The organism is Microbacterium kyungheense (genome assembly GCF_006783905.1).
Classification (GTDB): Bacteria; Actinomycetota; Actinomycetes; order Actinomycetales; family Microbacteriaceae; genus Microbacterium; species Microbacterium kyungheense.
On record NZ_VFPE01000005.1, the window covers coordinates 91,068 to 110,115 of the forward strand.

Here is a 19,048-nt window from a genome sequence, read left to right on the forward strand (position 1 = left end):
CAAGCGCTTACAGTGTGAGAACCCTTTCATGGAGTGGATGCCGCGGCCGCCGGCATCCACTCGCTCTCGGTTTGCGCAACCGCTTGCAGGCCGGCGAAGCCGAGCACTCGCGAGGCGCCCTCGGGCGCGACTACTCCGCCGCGCCCGCCGTCTCTCGGGCCTCGCGCGCCTCGCGCCGCGTCATCGGCGCGGCACCGGCCGGCACGCGGATGCCGCCGGTGTCGACCTCGACGGGCGCGCCCGTCTGGTTCGCCGCGCGCTGGGCAGACAGCGCGGCGTCGTCGTCGACCGCCTCTTGCAACGCCGACTTGGCGCGCAGCGGCGGGGTCTTGAAGAACAGCGACAGCACGAACGCGATGATGACCACCCACATCGCGACCCAGTAGACCGCGACCGCGGAGTCGTTGAACGCGATCAGCATCGGCTTGCTCAGCCGTGCGTCGGCGCCGACGAGGAACGACGTGTCGTCGACCGTGCTGTCATCGATCTGGGAGTCTCCGCCGCCGTCCGCGAAGCGATCAAGCAGGGTGGGCACGAGCGTGTCGACGAACGCGGAACGCTCGTCGGCGTCCGAGAGGTCGAGGGTCACGGTGCCGTCGTCCGACAGTCGAGCCGCCGGCACCTGCTTCTGGATCTCGGCGAGGGCCGCCTGCTGCGCCTGCGCGACCGCCGCATCGGTCGCCGCCTGCTGCTGCGACGCCGGGATCTGCCCCGCCTCGACCTGCGCCGCGACCGCGTCGGTGGCCGCGGCGGCGGCCTTGTCGACGCCCTGCTGCAGCTGCTGGGTCGTCGCGTCGGTCGCCTGCGTCACGATCGGCGTGTAGATCTTCGCCATGATCGCGGCGTTCTCGGGTGCGCTCGCGACCTCGGGGTCGAACGCCGCATCCAGAGCGCTCGTCAGGGTGTCTTCGTCGGCGAACGAGGCCTGGATGTTCTGCGGCATCAGCGTGAACATCAGCGAGAGCAGCACGGCCGTGCCGAGCGTGCCCCCGATCTGCCGGAAGAACGTCGACGCGCTCGTCGCCACTCCCATGTCGCGCAGGCCGACGGAGTTCTGGCTCGCGATCGTCAGCGTCTGCATCAGTTGTCCGAGTCCGAGCCCGATGAGCAGCATCCCGCCCGCCATGAACCAGTACGACGTGTCGTACTGCAGGCGGGTCAGCCAGAAGAAGCCGATCGACAGGAAGGCGGTGCCGAGGATCGGGAAGATCCGGTACCGCCCGGTGCGGGCGATGAGCTGGCCGCTCCCGATCGAGGCGATCATCATGCCGAGGATCATCGGCAGCATCTGCAGGCCGCTCTCGGTCGGGGTCGCGCCCATCACGAGCTGCAGATAGAGCGGGATCGTGAGCATCGCGCCGAACATGCCGAAGCCCACGAACACGCCGATCACGGTCGCCATCGAGAACGTCGAGGAGCGGAACAGCTTGAGCGGGATGAGCGCGTCGTCCTTCATGAGCGTCTCGACGATCACGAACGCGATCACGCCGAGGCCGCCGACGATGTAGCAGCCGATCGCGAGCGGCGAGTCCCACCCCCACTCGCGTCCCTGCTCCGCCACCAGCAGCAGCGGCACGAGGGCGATGATGACGGTCGTGGCGCCCCACCAGTCGATGCGGACGGAATGGACGGGATGCCGCGGGATGTGCAGGAACCGCAGCACGATGATGAGCGCCACCACGCCGATCGGCACGTTGATGAGGAAGACCCAGCGCCAGCCCGCGATGCCGAGGATCTCGTCGGCGCCCGCGAACAGGCCGCCGATGAGCGGCCCGAGCAGGCTCGAGACGCCGAACACGGCGAGGAAGTACCCCTGGTATTTCGCACGCTCGCGCGGCGCGAGGATGTCGCCCATGATCGCGAGCGGCATCGACATGAGTCCGCCCGCGCCGAGGCCCTGGACGGCGCGGAACGCCGCGAGCTCGAGCATCGAGGTCGAGAACGACGCGAGGATCGAGCCGATCACGAACACGACGATCGCGAAGATGAACAGCGGCCTGCGCCCGAAGATGTCGGACAGCTTGCCGTAGATCGGGGTCGAGATCGTCGACACGATCAGGTAGGCCGTCGTCACCCACGCCTGCTGGCTCAGCCCGTGCAGATCGTCGCCGATCGTGCGGATCGCGGTGCCGACGACGGTCTGATCCAGCGCGGAGAGGAACATGCCCGCCATCAGGCCGAAGATGACGAACAGGATCGCGCGGTGCGTCATGACCGGCGCGGCGGTCTGGACGGATGGCGAACGGGTCTCAGACATCACTCCCCCGAACTGCAGATCAGCGGATGCGATCGGGCGACGCCGTCGTCGTCAGGTCTGGGCCCATCGTAGACCGCGTGTGCGGGACGCTGCCGTTCTGACTACAGGCGCTCGATGATCGTCGCGTTCGCCATGCCCCCGCCTTCGCACATCGTCTGCAGGCCGTAGCGCCCGCCGGTGGCCTCCAGTTGAGCCACCAGCGTGCTCAGCAGGCGCGTGCCCGACGCGCCGACCGCGTGCCCGAGCGCGATCGCACCGCCCCACGGGTTGAGCTTCGCCGGGTCGGCATCGAGCTCCCGCTGCCACGCCAGCGGCACGGACGCGAACGCCTCGTTGACCTCGTAGGCGTCGAGGTCCTCGATCGACAGGCCGCTGCGCTCGAGGATGCGCCGCGTCGCCGGGATCGGTCCCGTGAGCATCATCATCGGGTCGTCGCCCACCACCGCGAACGAGTGGAATCGCGCGCGGGGCGTGAGGCCGAGTTCGGTGGCCTTCTCTTCGCTCATGATGAGGGCCCCGGATGCCGCATCGGTGAGCGGCGACGAGTTGCCCGCGGTGATGCGCCAGTCGAGGTCGGGGAAGCGCCCCGCGAGCGCCTCGGTCCGGAACGCGGGGCCGAGACCGGCGAGCCCCTCCACCGTCGTGCCGGGACGGACGGTCTCGTCGAACGCGACCGCCTCGCCGTCGCCGCCCAGGACCGGGATCACCTGGGAGTCGAAGCGGCCGCGCGACCAGGCATCCGCCGCCCTCCGATGGGACTCGGCAGAGAACGCGTCGAGCTCTTCGCGCGCGAAGCCCCAGCGCTGCGCGATGAGCTCGGCCGACACGCCCTGGTTGACGAGGCCGTCGGGATAGCGGCGCGCGACACCCTCCGACACGGAGCCGCCGTGGGCCGACGAGCCGAGGGGCACGCGGCTCATCGACTCGACGCCCGCGGCGATCACGATGTCGTATGCGCCGGCGATGACTCCCTGCGCCGCGAAGTGCGCGGCCTGCTGGCTCGACCCGCACTGCCGGTCGATGGTCACGGCGGGCACGGTCTCGGCGAATCCCGCGGCGAGCACCGACTGGCGGGCGATGTTGAGGGACTGGTCGGCCACCTGGCTGACGCACCCCATGAGCACGTCGTCGATCTGGGTCGAGGCCAGTCCGCTGCGCTCCAGCAGGGCCGTGAGCACCCCCGCCGCGAGGTCCACCGGGTGCACGCCGCTCAGCGCTCCCCCCGGCTTGCCTCGCCCCGAGGGGGTCCGGACGACGTCGACGATGACCGCGCTGCGCATGAGATGCCTCCTGCTCCGAGCCTACGTCTCCGCGAAACCCGGAGATCCCGCCCCGCTCGGATGCCTGGCCCGGGATCCTCCGAGTTTCGCGAGATCTCCGAGCGGGGCGCGAGCCCGGGTCATCCCAGCACGGCTGCGCGCTCCTGCGCGGCCTCCAGCAGCCGCGGGACCCCCGCCTCCAGAGACGGGCCGAAGGTGTCGCCCGGCCGCTGGCCGTCGAGCCACCGCGTGTACAGCGCTTCGCAGAACACCGCGGCCTTGAAGAACGCGAGAGCCTCGTACCAGGGCAGCATCGAGAGGTCCAGCGGATGCCGCGCCGCATAGCGCGCCAGCAGCTCCGCGGTCTCGGGGAACCCGTCGAGGCGCGTGACCGGCGTGAGCTCCAGCGGCGTCGGCGCCGACCCCGGGCGCGCGTACGTCGCGGTGAAATACCCCAGGTCTGCCAGCGGATCGCCGAGCGCCGCCATCTCCCAGTCGAGGATCGCCGCCACGCGCGCGGGCGCGGGCTTCGCGGCGGTCGAGGGCGCGTACATGAGGTTGCCGATCCGGAAGTCGCCGTGCACCACGGACGCACGCTGCGTGACCGGCGTACGCTCGGCGAGCCAGGTCGCGAGCTCGTCGACGGCCGGGAACGACCGCCGGGAGTTCATCTGCCACAGGCCGGCGAAGCGTCCGACCTGCCGAGCGAGATATCCGTCCGGCCGGCCGAGCGCGGCGACCTCGCCGTCGAGGGGCACGGCGTGCAGGCCGGCGAGCGCGTCGACGGCCGCGAAGGCGAGCCCGCGACGGCCCGGGCCGTCGTCGAGCGCCGCGGGGACGGCATCCGTCACCACATCGCCCGCGACGCGCTCCATCACGTAGAACGGCACGCCGAGCACGGCGGGGTCGTCGCACACCGCGACGATGCGCGGGACGGGCACGCCCGCCGCCCCCAGCACGCGCTGCACGCGGGCCTCGCGCGCCATGTCGTGCGTGGAGGGTGGATGCGGCGGACGCGGGCCGCGGCGCAGCACCAGCTCGCGCGCGCTCCACGCGATCGCGTACGTGACGTTCGACTGCCCCTCGCCGATGCGCTCCCACGCGAGGCTGCCGTCACCGAGCCCGATACCGCGCAGGTACTCCGCCACGGCGTCGACCACGAGCAGCGGCGGCCGCTCCAGGCCCTCCGTGTCGGCCCACGACGCGACGACCACTTCGCCGTCCGGCTGCGAGATCACGGCGTCACCTCGTCGAGGCGGCGCGCGCCCGCCTCGACCTCACGGGAGCGAGCGGATGCCGCGCGCCGCGCGATCGCCCAGCGGTGGGTCTCGCTCGACCCGTCGTAGATGCGGAACGGGCGCACCTCGTTGAGGTACTGCAGGAGCGGCAGCGCGTCGGTGACGCCGTCGCCGCCGCACAGCTGGACGGACCGGTCGATGACACGGAACACGGCCTCGGAGCAGTGGACCTTCGCCACCGACGACAGCGCCTCGCCTGCCCGCGGGTCGGCGACGAGCACGCGGGCGGTCTTGTCGATGATGGCGTCGGAGGTCTCGAGGTCGATGACGCTGTCGGCCAGCAGCGCCTGCGCGACGCCGAGGTCGCGCAGCTTCGAACCGAACAGCTCGCGGGCGTTCGCGCGGTCGAGCGCGGTGTCGTGGGCACGCCGGGCCAGGCCCAGCCACCGCATGCAGTGGGTGAGCCGTGCGGGGCCGAGACGCACCTGCGCGTACCGGAACCCCTGCCCCGGCTCGCCCAGCACGTCCTCGTCCGGCACGAAGCAGTCCTCGAATCGCACGTAGGGGTGGCCGCCGGCGATCGCTCCCTCGATCGTGTGCACGTCGGGACCGATCGTCACGCCCGGGGCGTCGAGCGGCAGGAGCAGCATCGTCGCCCCCTCTGCCCACCCCTCCACCGCAGGCGTGCGGGCCATCACGATGGCGAAGGCGGCGCCGTTCGCACCGCTGATGAAGCGCTTGCGGCCGGTGAGGAGCCAGCCGCCGTCGACGCGCTCCGCCGCGGTCGACAGCGCACGAGGGTCCGATCCCGCGCCGGGATGCGGCTCGGTCATCGCGAAGCTCGACCGCACGTCGCCGCGGACGAGCGGCGCGAGGTAGCGCTCGTGCTGCCCGGGCGTGCCGACGACCTCCAGCAGGCGCATGTTGCCCTCGTCAGGCGCCATGATGTTCAGCACCGCGGGGCCGATCGGCGAGTACCCCGCCTCTTGGAACACCCCCGACCACTCGTCGAGCGGCAGCCCGAGGCCGCCGTGCGCGACCGGCGCGTGCGGTGCGAACAGGCCGGCCTCGCGCGCAGCGTCGCGCAGCACGCCGAGCAGGGTGTCGTCGAGCGCGTCGCCGGGAGCGGGCTCGGCGGGCAGCACGACGTCGCGGATGAATCGGCGCGTGCGCTCGCGCAGCCCGGCGCTCATGCGGCGCCTCCCGCCGAGAGCAGGCCGCCGTCGAGCGTCAGCACCTGGCCCGTGATCCACGCGGCGTCCTCGCCCACGAGGAACGCCACGGCTCCGGCCACGTCTTCGGGCTCCCCGAGCCTGGCCAGCGGATACCCGGCGGCCACCTCGTCCTCGCGCCCCTCGTACAGCGCCCGCGCGAACCGCGTCTTCACCACGGCGGGCGCAACCGCGTTGACCCGCACCCGCGGCGCGAGCTCCACGGCGAGCGTCTCGGTCAGGTGCGACACGGCGGCCTTCGTCACGCCGTACCAGCCGATCCCCGGCGACGCGACGGCGCCCGTGACCGAGGAGAGGTTCACGACGCTGCCGCCGTGCACGCCCGCGCCGAGTCCGCGCGCGAGCGCCTCCTGGGTCCAGGCGAGCGTCGACACCACGTTGACCTCGAGGATCTTGCGGGCCGCAGCGAGATCCAGTCCCGCGAGCGGCCCGTACACCGGGTTGATGCCCGCGTTGTTGATGAGGATGTCGATGCCCTCGAATTCGGCGACGACACGGTCGAGGGTCTCGGCGCGGTGGGCGGGATCGTCCGCGGCCCCTGCGACGCCGACGGCCGACCCGACCGGCAGCGCCGCCACCGCGGCCTCGAGCTCGTCGGGGTGCCGGGCGGTCAGGCACACACGGGCGCCGTCGGCGGCCAGGCGGGCGGCGATCGCGAGCCCGATCCCCCGGCTCGCGCCGGTCACGACCGCGGTGCGGCCGGTCAGCGGTCTGGTCATCTTCGTCCTCGCTCTCGGGCAGGCAGCGTCGCCCGCGCTTAATCGTCCGTAAGAAATGCTCGGCGCACAACCCCGGCTGACCGGTGATGGTGCGGGTTGCGGCATCCAATTTCTAATGCATAATAAAAACATGTCCGGGCGGCGACGCTGCCGCACCGCGACCCCGGCAAGAATCGGAGCATCGGCGATGGCGCTGACACGAGACATCTACGACGACGACCACGAGCAGTTCCGCGAGGTGGTGCGCGCGTTCGCCGAACAGCACGCACGCCCCCACGCCGAACGCTGGGAGGCCGAGGGCAAGGTCGACCGCTGGCTGTTCACGAAGGCCGCTGAGGCCGGCATCCTGGGCTTCTCGATCCCCGAGGAGTACGGCGGCGGCGGCGCGGACGACTTCCGGTTCCACGCGGTGATGGGCGAAGAGCTCGCGCGCCACCCGGTGTCGGACGGCCTGGCCGGCATCGCGCTGTCGAACGACATCGTGATCCCCTACTTCACCGACCTCACGGACGACGAGCAGAAGCAGCGGTGGCTCCCGGGCATCGCGGCCGGCGAGCTCATCGTCGCCGTCGCCATGACCGAACCCGGCACCGGCAGCGACCTGGCGGGCATCCGCACCTCCGCGGTGCGCGACGGCGACGAGTACGTCGTCAACGGCTCGAAGATCTTCATCTCGAACGGCCAGAACGCCGACCTCGTCGTCACCGCCGTGCGCACGAGCGACGACCCGCACCGGGGCCTCAGCCTGCTCGTCATCGAGACCGACGCGCCCGGCTTCTCACGCGGGCGCAACCTCGAGAAGGTCGGCCTGCACGCGCAGGACACCAGTGAGCTGGTGTTCCAGGACGTGCGGGTGCCGGCGGCGAACCTGCTCGGCCCCGAAGGCGCCGGTTTCGCAGGCCTCATGCGCAACCTGCCGCAGGAGCGCCTGTCGATCGCCGCGGCGGCGGTCGCATCGAGCGAAGGCGTGCTGGAACGCACCATCGACTACGTGAAGGGGCGCACGGCGTTCGGCAAGAGCGTCGGATCGTTCCAGAACACGCGGTTCGAGCTGGCCGACATGGTCACGGCGACGGAGGTGAGCCGCGCGTACATCGACCGCTGCATCCACGCACACTCCGCCGGCGAACTGTCGGCGGAGGATGCCGCCGCCGCGAAGTTCTGGACCACCGAGCAGTATGTCCAGATCGTGAACCGCTGCCTGCAGCTGCACGGCGGCTACGGCTACATGCGCGAGTACCGCATCGCGCGCGACTACGAGGACGCGCGCATCACGACCATCTACGGCGGCACGACCGAGATCATGAAAGAGATCGTCGGTCGGGGCCTCGGACTGTGAGGAGACACCCCATGGCAGACGCGTACATCTACGACGCCGTGCGCACGCCGCGCGGCCGCAACCGGGGCGGGGCGCTGCACGGCACCAAGCCCGTGGACCTCGTGGTGGGACTCATCCACGCGCTCCTCGAACGCAATCCGGGCGTCGACCCCGCGCTCATCGACGACATCGTGCTCGGCGTCGTCTCGCCCGTCGGCGAGCAGGGCGGCGACATCGCCCGCACGGCGGCGCTCGTCGCCGGCCTGCCCGAGACGGTCGCGGGCGTGCAGCTCAACCGCTTCTGCGCCTCGGGACTCGAAGCCGTCAACACGGCGGCGCAGAAAGTGGCCTCGGGTTTCGAAGACCTGGTGCTCGCGGGCGGCGTCGAGTCGATGTCGCGCGTGCCGATCGGCTCGGACGGCGGTGCCTACGCGCAGGACCCGACCACCAACTACGACCTGTACTTCGTGCCGCAGGGCGTCGGCGCCGACCTCATCGCGACGATCGAGGGCTTCTCGCGCGACGACGTCGACGCGTACGCCGCCGAGTCGCAGCGTCGCGCCGACGCCGCCTGGCGCGAGGGCCGGTTCGAGGGCTCCATCGTGCCGGTGCGCGACCAGAACGGCGTGACTCTGCTCGACACCGACGAGCACCGCCGTCCCGACACCACGGGACTGGGCGGCCTGCCCGCCGCCTTCGCGACGCTGGGCGAGACGGCGGGCTTCGACGCCGTCGCGACGCAGAAGTACCACGCCGTCGAGCGCATCGAGCACGTCCACACGGCCGGCAACTCCTCCGGGATCGTCGACGGCGCCGCGCTCGTCCTCATCGGCAGCAAGGAGATCGGCGAGCGCCTCGGCCTCACGCCACGCGCGCGCATCGTGGCGACCGCCGTCACCGGCTCCGAACCCACGATCATGCTCACCGGACCGACGCCCGCGACGCAGAAGGCGCTCGCGAAGGCGGGGCTGGAGGCATCCGACATCGACTTGTTCGAGCTGAACGAGGCGTTCGCCGCCGTCGTCATGAAGTGGATGAAGGACCTCGGCATCCCGCACGACAAGGTCAACGTCAACGGCGGTGCGATCGCGCTCGGGCATCCGCTCGGGGCGACCGGCGCGATGATCCTCGGCACGCTCCTGGACGAGCTCGAGCGCCGCGACCAGCGACGCGGCCTCGCGACGCTGTGCGTCGGCGCCGGCATGGGCATCGCCACCGTCATCGAGCGGGTCTGACCCGCGGCATCCACTCACGACCGAGGAAGAAGACACGCATGAGCACCACGATCGACGACACGACCGTGTACCAGGGCTACGCCTGGGAGCAGGATGCCGACGGCGACGTCGTCATCACGCTCGACGACCCCGACAGCGCCGTCAACACCATGAATCCCCACTTCGTCGCGGCGCTGAAGGCGACGGCTGACCGGCTCGAGGCCGAGCGCGACAGCATCCGCGGCGTGGTGCTGGTCTCGGCCAAGCGCAGCTGGTTCGCCGGCGGCGACCTCAATCTGCTGCGCGCCGCCGATCCCGCGAAGGCGGCCGAAGAGACCGCGCACATCGATGCGGTCAAGGCCGACCTGCGCCGGCTCGAGGTGCTCGGCAGGCCGGTCGTCGCGGCCATGAACGGCACGGCGCTCGGCGGCGGCCTGGAGGTCGCCCTCGCCGCGCACCACCGGATCGCGGCCGACGTCCGCGGCGCGCAGTTCGGCGTGCCCGAGGTGTCGCTCGGCCTGCTGCCCGGCGGCGGCGGCATCACGCGCCTGGTCAGGATGCTGGGACTGCAGAAGGCCCTGACCGATGTGATCCTGCCGGCCACGAAGTTCTCGCCGACGGACGCGCTCGCGGTCGGCATCGTCGACGAGCTCGTGCCCTCGCCCGAAGCGCTGCTGCCCGCAGCGAAGGCGTGGATCGCCGCGAATCCGGCGCCGGTCAAGCCGTGGGACGTGAAGGGGTTCCGCATCCCGGGCGGCGCGCCGACGTCTCCGTCGCTCGCGGGCGCGCTGCCGGCCTTCCCGGCGTCGCTGCGCAAGCAGCTGAAGGGCGCACCGCTGCCCGCACCGCGCGCGGCGATGGCCGCGGCGGTCGAGGGCGCGTACGTCGACTTCGACACGGCGTCGAAGGTCGAGACCCGCTACCTCGTCGGCCTCACGCACGGGCAGATCGCGAAGAACATGATCAAGGCGTTCTTCTTCGACCTGCAGGAGATCAACTCCGGGGCGTCCCGCCCGTCGGTGAACGCCGAGACCGGGCAGCCCTTCCCCAAGTACCAGGCGAAGAAGCTCGGCGTGATCGGCGCCGGGATGATGGGCGCCGCCATCGCGTACGTGTCGGCGAAGGCCGGCATCGACGTCGTGCTCAAGGACATCTCGCTCGAGGCCGCCGAGAGGGGCAAGGACTACGCCCGCGGCCTGGAGGACAAGGCGCTCGCGCGCGGCCGGACGACCCTCGAGAAGAGTGCGGCGCTGCTGGACCGCATCCATCCCAGTGCCGACCCGGCCGACTTCGCGGGTGTCGACTTCGTGATCGAGGCCGTCTTCGAGTCGGTGCCGGTGAAGCAGGGGGTCTTCCAGGAGGTCCAGGACCTCGTGCTGCCCGACGCGGTGCTCGGCTCCAACACGTCGACGCTGCCGATCACGGTGCTGGCGGAGGGGGTGGAACGGGGCTCGGACGTCATCGGCATCCACTTCTTCTCGCCCGTCGACAAGATGCAGCTCGTCGAGATCGTGCGCGGCCAGCGCACGAGCGACGAGGTGCTCGCGAAGACGTTCGACTTCGTGCAGCAGATCCGCAAGACCCCCATCGTCGTGGGCGACTCGCGCGGTTTCTTCACATCGCGGGTCATCGGCCGGTTCATCGCCGAGGCGGTGGCCGCCGTCGGCGAGGGGGTCGAGCCGGCCTCGGTCGAGCAGGCGGCGCTGCAGGCCGGCTACCCCGCCGGCCCGCTGCAGCTGCTCGACGAGCTGACGATCTCGCTCTCGCGCAAGATCCGGCTGGAGACCCGCGAGGCCGAAGAGGCCGAGGGCAAGGTCTGGGTCGAGCATCCGTCCGAAGCCGTCATGGACTGGATGGTGGTGGATGCCGGGCGCATCGGCCGCCGCGAGCGCAAGGGCTTCTACGACTACGCCGAGGACGGGCGCCGGATCGGGATCTGGCCGGGCCTGCGAGACGAGTACGGCTCGGGCCGCACGGTGCTCCCCTTCGAGGACCTGCAGGAGCGGATGCTGTTCGCCGAGGCACTCGACGCGATCGAGTGTCTCGACCTCGGGGTGCTCACCTCGGTCGCCGACGCGAACATCGGGTCCATCTACGGCATCGGCTTCCCCGCCTGGACAGGCGGCGTGCTGCAGTACGTCAACCAGTACGAGGGCGGCCTCGACGGGTTCATCGCACGGGCCCGCGAACTGGCCGACCGCTACGGCGACCGGTTCCTGCCGCCGGCATCGCTGCTCGCCAAGGCCGAGGCGGGTGAGACCTATGAGTGACACGGCCACCCGGTCGTCGACCGAGGAGCGCAGCGACGAGACCAAACCCGCACGGCTGCGCACCCGGTTCACCGAGGCGCTCGGCATCGAGCACCCGGTCGTGCAGGGCGGCATGATGTGGGTCGGCCGCGCCGAGCTCGCCGCGGCGGTGTCGGAGGCGGGCGGCCTCGGCATGATCACGGCGCTGACGCAGCCGACCCCGGCCGACCTCGTGAACGAGATCGACCGGGCGCGCGCACTCACCGACAAGCCGTTCGGCGTCAACCTCACGATCCTGCCGTCGATCAGCCCGCCGCCGTACGACGAGTACCGCCGGGCGATCATCGACTCCGGCGTGACGATCGTCGAGACCGCCGGTGCGAACCCCGAGCCGCACATGGACATGTTCGGCGAGCACGGGGTGCGCGTGATCCACAAGTGCACGTCGGTGCGGCACGCCCTCAAGGCCGAGAAGGTCGGCGTCACGGCCGTGTCGATCGACGGGTTCGAGTGCGCGGGGCATCCCGGCGAGGACGACGTGCCCGGGCTCGTCCTGATCCCCGCGGCGGCCGACGCGCTGTCGATCCCGTTCATCGCGTCCGGCGGGTTCGCCGATGGGCGCGGGCTCGCTGCCGCCCTCGCACTCGGCGCGGACGGCGTCAACATGGGCTCGCGCTTCATGTGCACCGTCGAGTCGCCGGTGTCGCAGGCCGTCAAGGAGCGCATCGTGGAGGCATCCGAACTCGACACGAACCTCATCTTCCGGTCGCTGCGCAACACGGCCCGCGTCGCCAAGAACGCCGTGTCGGACGAGGTCGTGCGCATCCTCGCGGACGGCGGCCAGTTCCCCGACGTGCGCGAGCTCGTGGCCGGCGCGCGCGGCCGCAGGGTCTTCGAGGACGGCGACCTCGACGCCGGCATCTGGACGGTCGGCCAGGTCCAGGGCCTCATCCGCGACATCCCTCGCGCCGGCGAGGTCGTCCGCCGCACCGTGGCGCAGGCCCACGCCGTGCTGCAGCAGCGCCTGGCCCTCTTCGCCTGACCCCCGTGGATGCCGGCGGCCCCGGCCGCCGGCATCCACCTGCGCGCCACACTCGGAGATCTCGCTTCGCTCGGACGGATGGTGTCAGGATCTCCGAGGTTGGCGGGATCTCCGAAGTTCGCACACCCGTGGCGCCTCCTCCCCAGTGCGGCGACGACGAGCACTGTCCCCAGATGTGGCGGATCGACCGCTGCGGTCGAGGCGGAATCGGGATGCTGGGCGCGTGGCCATCTACGCACTGAGGGTGATGAGCGACCTCGGCGGAGTGGCGCGCACGCGGACCCTCGCCGCACGAGGCGTGTCGGAGTATGCGCAGCGACAGCTCGTCGCCGCCGGGACCGTCGAGCGTGTCGGTCGCGGTTGGCTCGCGCTTCCCGACGCGGATGCGGCGCTGAAGTCGGCGGCTCGTGCGGGCGTCGTGCTCACATGCGTCACCGCCGCTCGTCGCAACGGCCTGTGGGTCCTGGCCGAGGACCGACCACATGTCGGAGCGGGGGCTCGATCGCAGATTCGAACCACGATCGAGCACGTGCACTGGGCGACTCCGGTCGTGCCACGGCATCCAGACTCCCTGGTCGACAGGATCGAGAATGTGCTCGCACTCGTCTCGCGCTGCCAGCCTTACGAGGCCGCCTTGGCAGTCTGGGAGTCGGCACTCCGTAAGGGACTGATCTCGCGCGAACGGATGCGGCGACTCGCCCTTCCGCCCGCGGCTCGCAGACTCTGTGCCGAGGCGAGCGACTGGTCGGACTCGGGGCTTGAGACGCTCGTGCCGCCGCGGTTGCGCTGGCTAGGGCTGCCGATCCGTCAGCAGGTCTGGATTGCGGGGCATCGTGTCGACTTCCTCATCGGCGACCGCCTGGTCCTGCAGGTGGACGGGGGGACGCACGTCGGTCCGCAGCGCGAGGAGGACATCCGCCACGACGCCGAGCTCCTGCTGCTGGGCTACCACGTGATCCGTGTCGGCTACGGCCAGGTGATCGGGCGCTGGCACGAAGTCCAGGACGCCATCATGTCTGCGGTCGCGCAAGGTCTCCACCGTCGGCGCTGATGCGGTGCACCTCCCCCGCGCGGCGCGCCACACTCGGAGATCTCGCCTCGCTCGGACGGATAACGCCAGAATCTCCGAGCTTCCCGGGATCTCCGAGCCAGCGGGGACCGTGCGGGAGTCAGGCGCCGGCGCCGTGGCGGACCAGATCCTGCGTCTGGCGCACCAGGTCGTCGAGGCTGCGGGTGCGGGGGTTCCACCACTCCACGGCCCAGTTCATGGAGCCGAGCAGCAGCAGGCGGAAGATGTTGATGTCGAGGTCGGCGCGCAGCTGGCCCGCATCCTGCGCGGCGTGGAACAGGTCGCGCCAGATGCGGCTGTACGCCGCCTCTTCGGCGGCGGGGCGCACGCGAAGATGCTCGGGCACCTGACCCGCGTTGCGCACCGACGCCGTCGTGTAGTCCGAGATCTGCAGCTCGTAGCGCAGGTGGGCGTCGACGGCGGCGAGGATGCGGTCGAGCGGCGTCGCCTCGGCGGGCAGGGCCGCGATCACCTCTTCGATGTGCACGCGCACGCGGTGCGCCCCGGCCCACATGACCTCCTCGACGAGGTCGTCGCGCGAGCCGAAGTAGTAGTAGATCGCGGGCGCCTGGACTCCGGCGACGTCGGCGACGTCGGTCAAGCGTGTGCCGGCGTAGCCCTTGCGGCTCAGCACCTGCGCCGCGGCATCCAGGATGCGCTCGCGCGTGCGCTGCGACTTCAGCGTCGCGCCGTCCTCGCCCTGCGACACGCAGCTCCCCTTTCGACCGTCACATTCTAACTGGGATTCGAAAATCTCCGCCGGATCCCTTGCGGCGCGGCAACGGGGGCGCTACCGTGAATCGCCGTTCACTTATTCGCAGCGCGCCGCCGACGACGACGTCGGGGCAGAGAGCTGGAGGAACCCGACATGACCCTCATCCACGACGACGGCACGGCCGTCCTCACCACGACCGATCCGCGCGACGGGACGACCATCGCCTCCTACCCGGTCGCGACCGCCGACGACGTCCGGCGCACCGTGGAGCGCGCCCGTGACGCCGCCGCGTGGTGGGCGGCGCAGGGCTTCGCCGGCCGCCGCAGGATCCTGCTCGCCTTCAAGGGCGCGATCGCGCGCGACGCGAAGGATCTCGCCGCCACCATCGCGCGCGAGACCGGCAAGCCCGAGGGCGACGCGCTGCTCGAGGTCATGCTGACTCTCGGCCACCTCGACTGGGCGACGAAGAACGCCGAGCGCGTCCTCAAGCGCCGCAAGGTCAAGGCAGGCCTCGTGAACTACAACCAGCACGCGACGCTCGGCTACGAGCCGCACGGGGTGGTCGGCGTGATCGGGCCCTGGAACTATCCCTTCTACACGCCGATGGGCTCGATCTCGTATGCGCTGGCCGCCGGCAACGCGGTGGTCTTCAAGCCGAGCGAGCTGACACCGGGCACCGCCGTCTGGGTGGCCGGCAAGTGGCGCGAGGCCTGCGACCGCACCGTCCTGCAGGTCGTGACCGGCGACCGCGGCACGGGCGCCGACCTGGTGCGGGCCGGGGTCGACAAGGTCGCGTTCACGGGGTCGACGGCCAGCGCCAAGAAGGTGATGGCCGCGTGTGCCGAGTCGCTCACGCCGCTGGTCGCGGAGTGCGGCGGCAAGGACGCCCTCATCGTCGCGGCCGATGCCGACCTCGACGCCGCTGCGGACTTCATCGCGTTCGGCGCGCTCGGCAACGCCGGGCAGACGTGTGTCGGCGTCGAGCGGGTGTACGTCGAGCGGCCGGTCCGCGACGCGCTGGTCGCCAAGGTCGTCGACCGCGCCGGGCGCATCGCGGTCGACGGCGACGCGCCCACCTACGGCCCCATGACGCTGCCGTCGCAGGCCGACGTCGTGGCCGCCCACGTCGACGACGCCCTCAGCCGCGGCGGGCAGGCCGTGTACGGCGGACCCGCGTCGATCAGCGGGCGCACGGTGTCGCCCATCGTGCTCGTCGACGTGCCCGAGGACTCGGAGGCCGTCCAGCGCGAGACCTTCGGCCCCACGGTCGTGATCAATGCCGTCGCCGACCTCGACGAGGCCGTCGCCCGGGCCAATGCGACCGACTACGGCCTGGGTGCGGCCGTCTTCACCAAGGATGCGCACAAGGGCGAGCGCCTCGCCGCGCGCCTGCACGCCGGGGTCGTCACGATCAACTCGGTGCTGGGCTTCGCCGCCGTCGGTGCGCTGCCGTTCGGCGGCGTGAAGGGATCGGGCTTCGGCCGCATCCACGGCGCCGACGGGCTCCGTGAGTTCAGCGTGCCGAAGTCGATCGCCCGCCAGACCCGCAAGGCCGCGCTCAACCTGCTGACGCTCGAGCGTTCGCCGCGCGACATGCACCTGGTCGAGCGCATGATCCCGATGCTGCACGGCAAGGGCCGCTGACCCGACGTCGGCAGAGTGGATGCCGCACCCGGCCGATCACGCCGGGTGCGGCATCCCTCGCACTCCCAGCACGATCTCGACCAGGCAGGCCAGCCGCTCGGCCGCGGCGGCATCGCGCACGGGCAGCATCGGCGTCTGGTCGGCCACGACGCCGAGTCCGGCGTGGACCAGCACCGCCGCCTCGCGCCCGCCGAGGTCCGGACGCACGGCCTGAAGCACCGCGACCCAGTCGGCGACGTGCGCACGCTGCAGCGCCCGCAGCCTGCGCTGCTCGTCGGGTGCGAGATTGGCGATCTCGGAGAAGTACACGCGCGTGAGCTCGAGGTTGCCGAAGGTGTGCGCGACATAGGCGCGGACGAGTCCGTGCATGAGCTCGGACGGGGATGCCGCCTGCTCGCGGGCACGGAGTACGGCCCGCTCCAGCGACACGGCGGCGCGGTCGCACGCCGCGAGCAGCAGGGCCGACTTGCCGTCGAAGTGCCGGTAGACGCCCGACGGCGTGAGGTCGACCGCCACCGCGATGTCTTCGATGGTCGCCTCGTTGTAGCCGCGTGCCGCGAACTGGCGGATCGCGGCGTCGATGAGCTGTGCGCGACGGCCTTGTTCTGCGGCCTGCTCGGGAACGGTGGATGCGGGCGGCCCCACATCCGCCACGCCCTCGTCCGATGGGCTCGGCGAGGCGATCGCGTCGGTCGCCGGCAGCGTGCCGTCCAGGGCGCGCCACGCCGCGCCGGCGAGGAGCGTGCGCAGCGTGCGGGCGGCGACCGTGGTGTGGTGCGCGGTGATGCTCGCCACCACGCTCAGCGCACCGAGCACCAGCAGGCGCCGATCGACATCGTCGACGTCGGGACGGTAGACGCCGTGAGCGGTCTCGAAGCGGCGACGGAGGGTGCGGAACTCCGAGGTGAGCAGCTCGCGGTCTTCGGGCTCGAGGTAGCGGCCCTCCCACCGGTAGATGCCGCCGGTCGCGCGCAGCTCGACGGTCGTGGCGATGACGGCGTCCAAGAGGGCGTCGAGAGCGGCCCGCGCCTCGTCGGCCGACTCCAGAGGGCGCGCGGCGGCCTCGTCGGTGTCTTCGATCAGCCGGTGCGCGATGGTGAAGGCGGTGCGGACGAAGAGCGCGTACTTGTTCGGGAAGTGGCGGTACAGGGCGGGAGCCGAGATGCCGACGGCGGCAGCGATGTCCTGCATCCCGACGGCATGGTAGCCGTGCTGCGCGAAGGCGAGCGCGGCGGCCTCCTCGATGCGGCGCTTGCGGTCGCGAGGCCGTGTGCGCGGAGCGGCGGCGGGCACGGCTGCGGGCATGCGCACAGCCTACCCGCGGCCCCGCCGCAGACCCGGATCCGCGACTCGCGGTTCACTTCGCACGCATGTCGGGATGTGAATCTGCGTTAACAAAGAGCGTGACAACGGGTGCCGCCGGTGTCATACTCGACACACCAGCCCGGTGCCGCAGGGTCGCGGCATCCGTACGACGACGTGACGAGAGGCAACCCGACATGACCGACGCCGCCCCCTCAGCGATCCCCGCCGCCGCGCGCCGCAACCACTGGATGAACCAGGTCGCGACGCACGCGGAGATGAAGCCGGATGCCGCCGCCTTCCGCTTCCTCGGCGAGACGACCAGTTGGCGGCAGGCCGCCGAGCGCATGGACGCCTTCGCCGCCGCGCTGGCGCGACGCGGCGTCGGGTTCGGCGACCGCGTGCTCCTGCTGACGCTGAACCGGCCGGAGGTCGTGCTGTCGGTCTTCGGCATCAACCGTCTCGGCGCCATCGCCGTGCCGATCAACATCCGCCTCACTCCGCCCGAGATCGCCTACATCGTCGACGACGCCGACGCCGACGTGCTCATCGTCGAGGCGCCCCTCGCTCCGCTCGTCGGCGCGGTGGCGCAGATCACCGACCGCATCAAGAAGGTCATCGTGATCGGCGACGCGCCGACGGGCTCGGCGACCGACGGGGCCGAGTCCTGGGCCGATCTCGTCGCCGAGGACCCGGCCGGCTTCGAGGCTCCGGACGTGCCCGAAGACACCACGTGCCTCATCATGTACACGTCGGGCACCACCGGCCGCCCCAAGGGCGCGATGCTCGATCACGTCAACCTCTTCGCGCAGAGCCTCACCCTGCTGCGCGTGAACCAGGTGTTCGGCGAGGACGACATCTCGTTCATGACGGCGCCGCTGTTCCACATCGCCGGGCTCGGGTCGATCGCCCCGAACTTCGTCATCGGCATCGTGACCGTGATCCACCCGCTGGGCGCGTTCAACCCGACCGAGCTGCTCGACGCGTGGGAGCGTGAGAAGGCGACCATCGTCTTCAACGTGCCGCAGCAGTGGCAGGTCATCTGCGCCGACCCGACGATCCCCGACCGCGACCTGCATCTGCGCATCATCAGCTGGGGTGCGGCTCCCGCCTCCGACACCCTGCTGCGCCAGATGAGCGACTGCTTCCCGAAGGCGACGAACGTCGCCGTGTTCGGGCAGACCGAGATGACCCCCATCACGTGCGCGCTCAGCGGCGAGGACTCGCTGCGCAAGCTCGGATCGGTCGGCCGCCCCATCCCCACCCTGCAGTACCGCGTCGTCGACGAGGAGCTGAACGACGTCGAGCGCGGCGAGGTGGGCGAGATCCTGTACCGCGGCCCCAACCTCATGAAGGGGTACTGGCGCAAGCCGGCCGAGACCGCAGAGGCGTTCGACGGCGGCTGGTTCCACTCCGGCGACCTGGTGCGGCAGGACGACGAGGGATTCGTCTGGGTCGTCGACCGCAAGAAGGACATGATCATCTCGGGCGGCGAGAACGTGTACTGCGCAGAGGTCGAGAACGTGCTGTTCGCGCACCCCAGGATCCTCGACGCCGCCATCTACGGGCGTCCCGACGAGCGGTGGGGCGAGGTCGCCGTCGCCGCCGTCGTGCTGACGCCCGGCGAGGAGCTCACGATCGACGAGCTGCAGGCGTGGCTCGGCGACAAGCTCGCACGCTTCAAGCAGCCCAAGGCGCTCGTCGTGGTGCCGGCCCTCCCCCGCAACGCCGCGGGCAAGGTCAACAAAGTGGCGCTGCGCGCCGCCGACCGCGAACCGGCCCCGGCCTGA

Annotated in this window: 14 protein-coding genes; 7 read left to right on the top strand and 7 right to left on the bottom strand. The window is 71.3% G+C overall.

Annotation, left to right across the window (positions count from 1 at the left end; genetic code table 11):
* Positions 1-130 precede the first annotated feature (130 nt).
* From FB391_RS15335 to FB391_RS15355, 5 genes are all read right to left on the bottom strand, one after another.
* Positions 131-2,257, bottom strand: coding sequence for an MDR family MFS transporter (locus FB391_RS15335; protein WP_141895809.1), 2,127 nt, complete (start codon positions 2,255-2,257; stop codon positions 131-133).
* 101 nt (positions 2,258-2,358) lie between these two features.
* Positions 2,359-3,537 (bottom strand): thiolase family protein, encoded by a 1,179-nt coding sequence (locus FB391_RS15340; protein WP_141895810.1) that lies wholly within the window; start codon positions 3,535-3,537, stop codon positions 2,359-2,361.
* A 119-nt stretch (positions 3,538-3,656) separates the two neighbouring features.
* Positions 3,657-4,754, bottom strand: a complete 1,098-nt coding sequence (locus FB391_RS15345) for a phosphotransferase family protein (RefSeq protein WP_246093556.1) — start codon at positions 4,752-4,754, stop codon at positions 3,657-3,659.
* Positions 4,751-5,947 (bottom strand): acyl-CoA dehydrogenase family protein, encoded by a 1,197-nt coding sequence (locus tag FB391_RS15350; RefSeq protein WP_141895812.1) that lies wholly within the window; start codon positions 5,945-5,947, stop codon positions 4,751-4,753. The genes FB391_RS15345 and FB391_RS15350 overlap by 4 nt, the downstream gene beginning before the upstream one ends.
* Positions 5,944-6,705, bottom strand: coding sequence for an SDR family oxidoreductase (locus tag FB391_RS15355; protein WP_141895814.1), 762 nt, complete (start codon positions 6,703-6,705; stop codon positions 5,944-5,946). Before FB391_RS15355 ends, FB391_RS15350 begins: the two co-directional genes overlap by 4 nt.
* A gap of 187 nt (positions 6,706-6,892) precedes the next feature.
* On the opposite strand from FB391_RS15355, the gene FB391_RS15360 reads away from it, so the two are divergent.
* The 5 genes from FB391_RS15360 (at position 6,893) to FB391_RS15380 (ending at position 13,579) form a co-directional block, all read left to right on the top strand.
* Positions 6,893-8,044 (top strand): acyl-CoA dehydrogenase family protein, encoded by a 1,152-nt coding sequence (locus FB391_RS15360; RefSeq protein WP_141895816.1) that lies wholly within the window; start codon positions 6,893-6,895, stop codon positions 8,042-8,044.
* Between the two features lie 11 nt (positions 8,045-8,055).
* Positions 8,056-9,258, top strand: a complete 1,203-nt coding sequence (locus tag FB391_RS15365) for an acetyl-CoA C-acetyltransferase (RefSeq protein WP_141895818.1) — start codon at positions 8,056-8,058, stop codon at positions 9,256-9,258.
* A gap of 38 nt (positions 9,259-9,296) precedes the next feature.
* The gene (locus FB391_RS15370; protein WP_141895819.1) at positions 9,297-11,507 is read left to right on the top strand and encodes a 3-hydroxyacyl-CoA dehydrogenase NAD-binding domain-containing protein; all 2,211 of its coding nucleotides are present in this window, start codon (positions 9,297-9,299) and stop codon (positions 11,505-11,507) included.
* The gene (locus FB391_RS15375; protein WP_141895821.1) at positions 11,500-12,528 is read left to right on the top strand and encodes an NAD(P)H-dependent flavin oxidoreductase; all 1,029 of its coding nucleotides are present in this window, start codon (positions 11,500-11,502) and stop codon (positions 12,526-12,528) included. The genes FB391_RS15370 and FB391_RS15375 overlap by 8 nt, the downstream gene beginning before the upstream one ends.
* Before the next feature lie 223 nt (positions 12,529-12,751).
* Complete coding sequence (locus FB391_RS15380) at positions 12,752-13,579, top strand: DUF559 domain-containing protein (RefSeq protein ID WP_246093557.1); 828 nt, start codon at positions 12,752-12,754, stop codon at positions 13,577-13,579.
* Between the two features lie 118 nt (positions 13,580-13,697).
* Here the strand turns inward: FB391_RS15380 and FB391_RS15385 are convergent, their stop codons facing one another.
* On the bottom strand, positions 13,698-14,306 hold the full coding sequence (locus tag FB391_RS15385; protein WP_141895822.1) for a TetR/AcrR family transcriptional regulator: 609 nt from the start codon (positions 14,304-14,306) through the stop codon (positions 13,698-13,700).
* Between the two features lie 159 nt (positions 14,307-14,465).
* Between FB391_RS15385 and FB391_RS15390 the strand changes: the two genes are divergently transcribed.
* The gene (locus FB391_RS15390) at positions 14,466-15,956 is read left to right on the top strand and encodes an aldehyde dehydrogenase family protein (protein WP_141895824.1); all 1,491 of its coding nucleotides are present in this window, start codon (positions 14,466-14,468) and stop codon (positions 15,954-15,956) included.
* 36 nt (positions 15,957-15,992) lie between these two features.
* On the opposite strand, the gene FB391_RS15395 is transcribed toward FB391_RS15390, so the two are convergent.
* On the bottom strand, positions 15,993-17,261 hold the full coding sequence (locus FB391_RS15395) for a TetR/AcrR family transcriptional regulator (RefSeq protein WP_141895825.1): 1,269 nt from the start codon (positions 17,259-17,261) through the stop codon (positions 15,993-15,995).
* A 194-nt stretch (positions 17,262-17,455) separates the two neighbouring features.
* On the opposite strand from FB391_RS15395, the gene FB391_RS15400 reads away from it, so the two are divergent.
* Entirely contained in the window at positions 17,456-19,048 is a 1,593-nt protein-coding gene (locus tag FB391_RS15400) for a long-chain-fatty-acid--CoA ligase (RefSeq protein WP_141895826.1), read from the top strand.

Excerpts from the sequence above, each read along its gene's own strand:
- FB391_RS15350 (WP_141895812.1), bottom strand. The coding sequence starts at position 5,947 with ATGAGCGCCGGGCTGCGCGAGCGCACGCGCCGATTCATCCGCGACGTC.
- FB391_RS15375 (WP_141895821.1), top strand. The coding sequence starts at position 11,500 with ATGAGTGACACGGCCACCCGGTCGTCGACCGAGGAGCGCAGCGACGAG.
- FB391_RS15390 (WP_141895824.1), top strand. The coding sequence starts at position 14,466 with ATGACCCTCATCCACGACGACGGCACGGCCGTCCTCACCACGACCGAT.
- FB391_RS15395 (WP_141895825.1), bottom strand. The coding sequence starts at position 17,261 with ATGCCCGCAGCCGTGCCCGCCGCCGCTCCGCGCACACGGCCTCGCGAC.
- FB391_RS15355 (WP_141895814.1), bottom strand. The coding sequence starts at position 6,705 with ATGACCAGACCGCTGACCGGCCGCACCGCGGTCGTGACCGGCGCGAGC.
- FB391_RS15360 (WP_141895816.1), top strand. The coding sequence starts at position 6,893 with ATGGCGCTGACACGAGACATCTACGACGACGACCACGAGCAGTTCCGC.
- FB391_RS15365 (WP_141895818.1), top strand. The coding sequence starts at position 8,056 with ATGGCAGACGCGTACATCTACGACGCCGTGCGCACGCCGCGCGGCCGC.
- FB391_RS15400 (WP_141895826.1), top strand. The coding sequence starts at position 17,456 with ATGACCGACGCCGCCCCCTCAGCGATCCCCGCCGCCGCGCGCCGCAAC.
- FB391_RS15335 (WP_141895809.1), bottom strand. The coding sequence starts at position 2,257 with ATGTCTGAGACCCGTTCGCCATCCGTCCAGACCGCCGCGCCGGTCATG.
- FB391_RS15370 (WP_141895819.1), top strand. The coding sequence starts at position 9,297 with ATGAGCACCACGATCGACGACACGACCGTGTACCAGGGCTACGCCTGG.
- FB391_RS15340 (WP_141895810.1), bottom strand. The coding sequence starts at position 3,537 with ATGCGCAGCGCGGTCATCGTCGACGTCGTCCGGACCCCCTCGGGGCGA.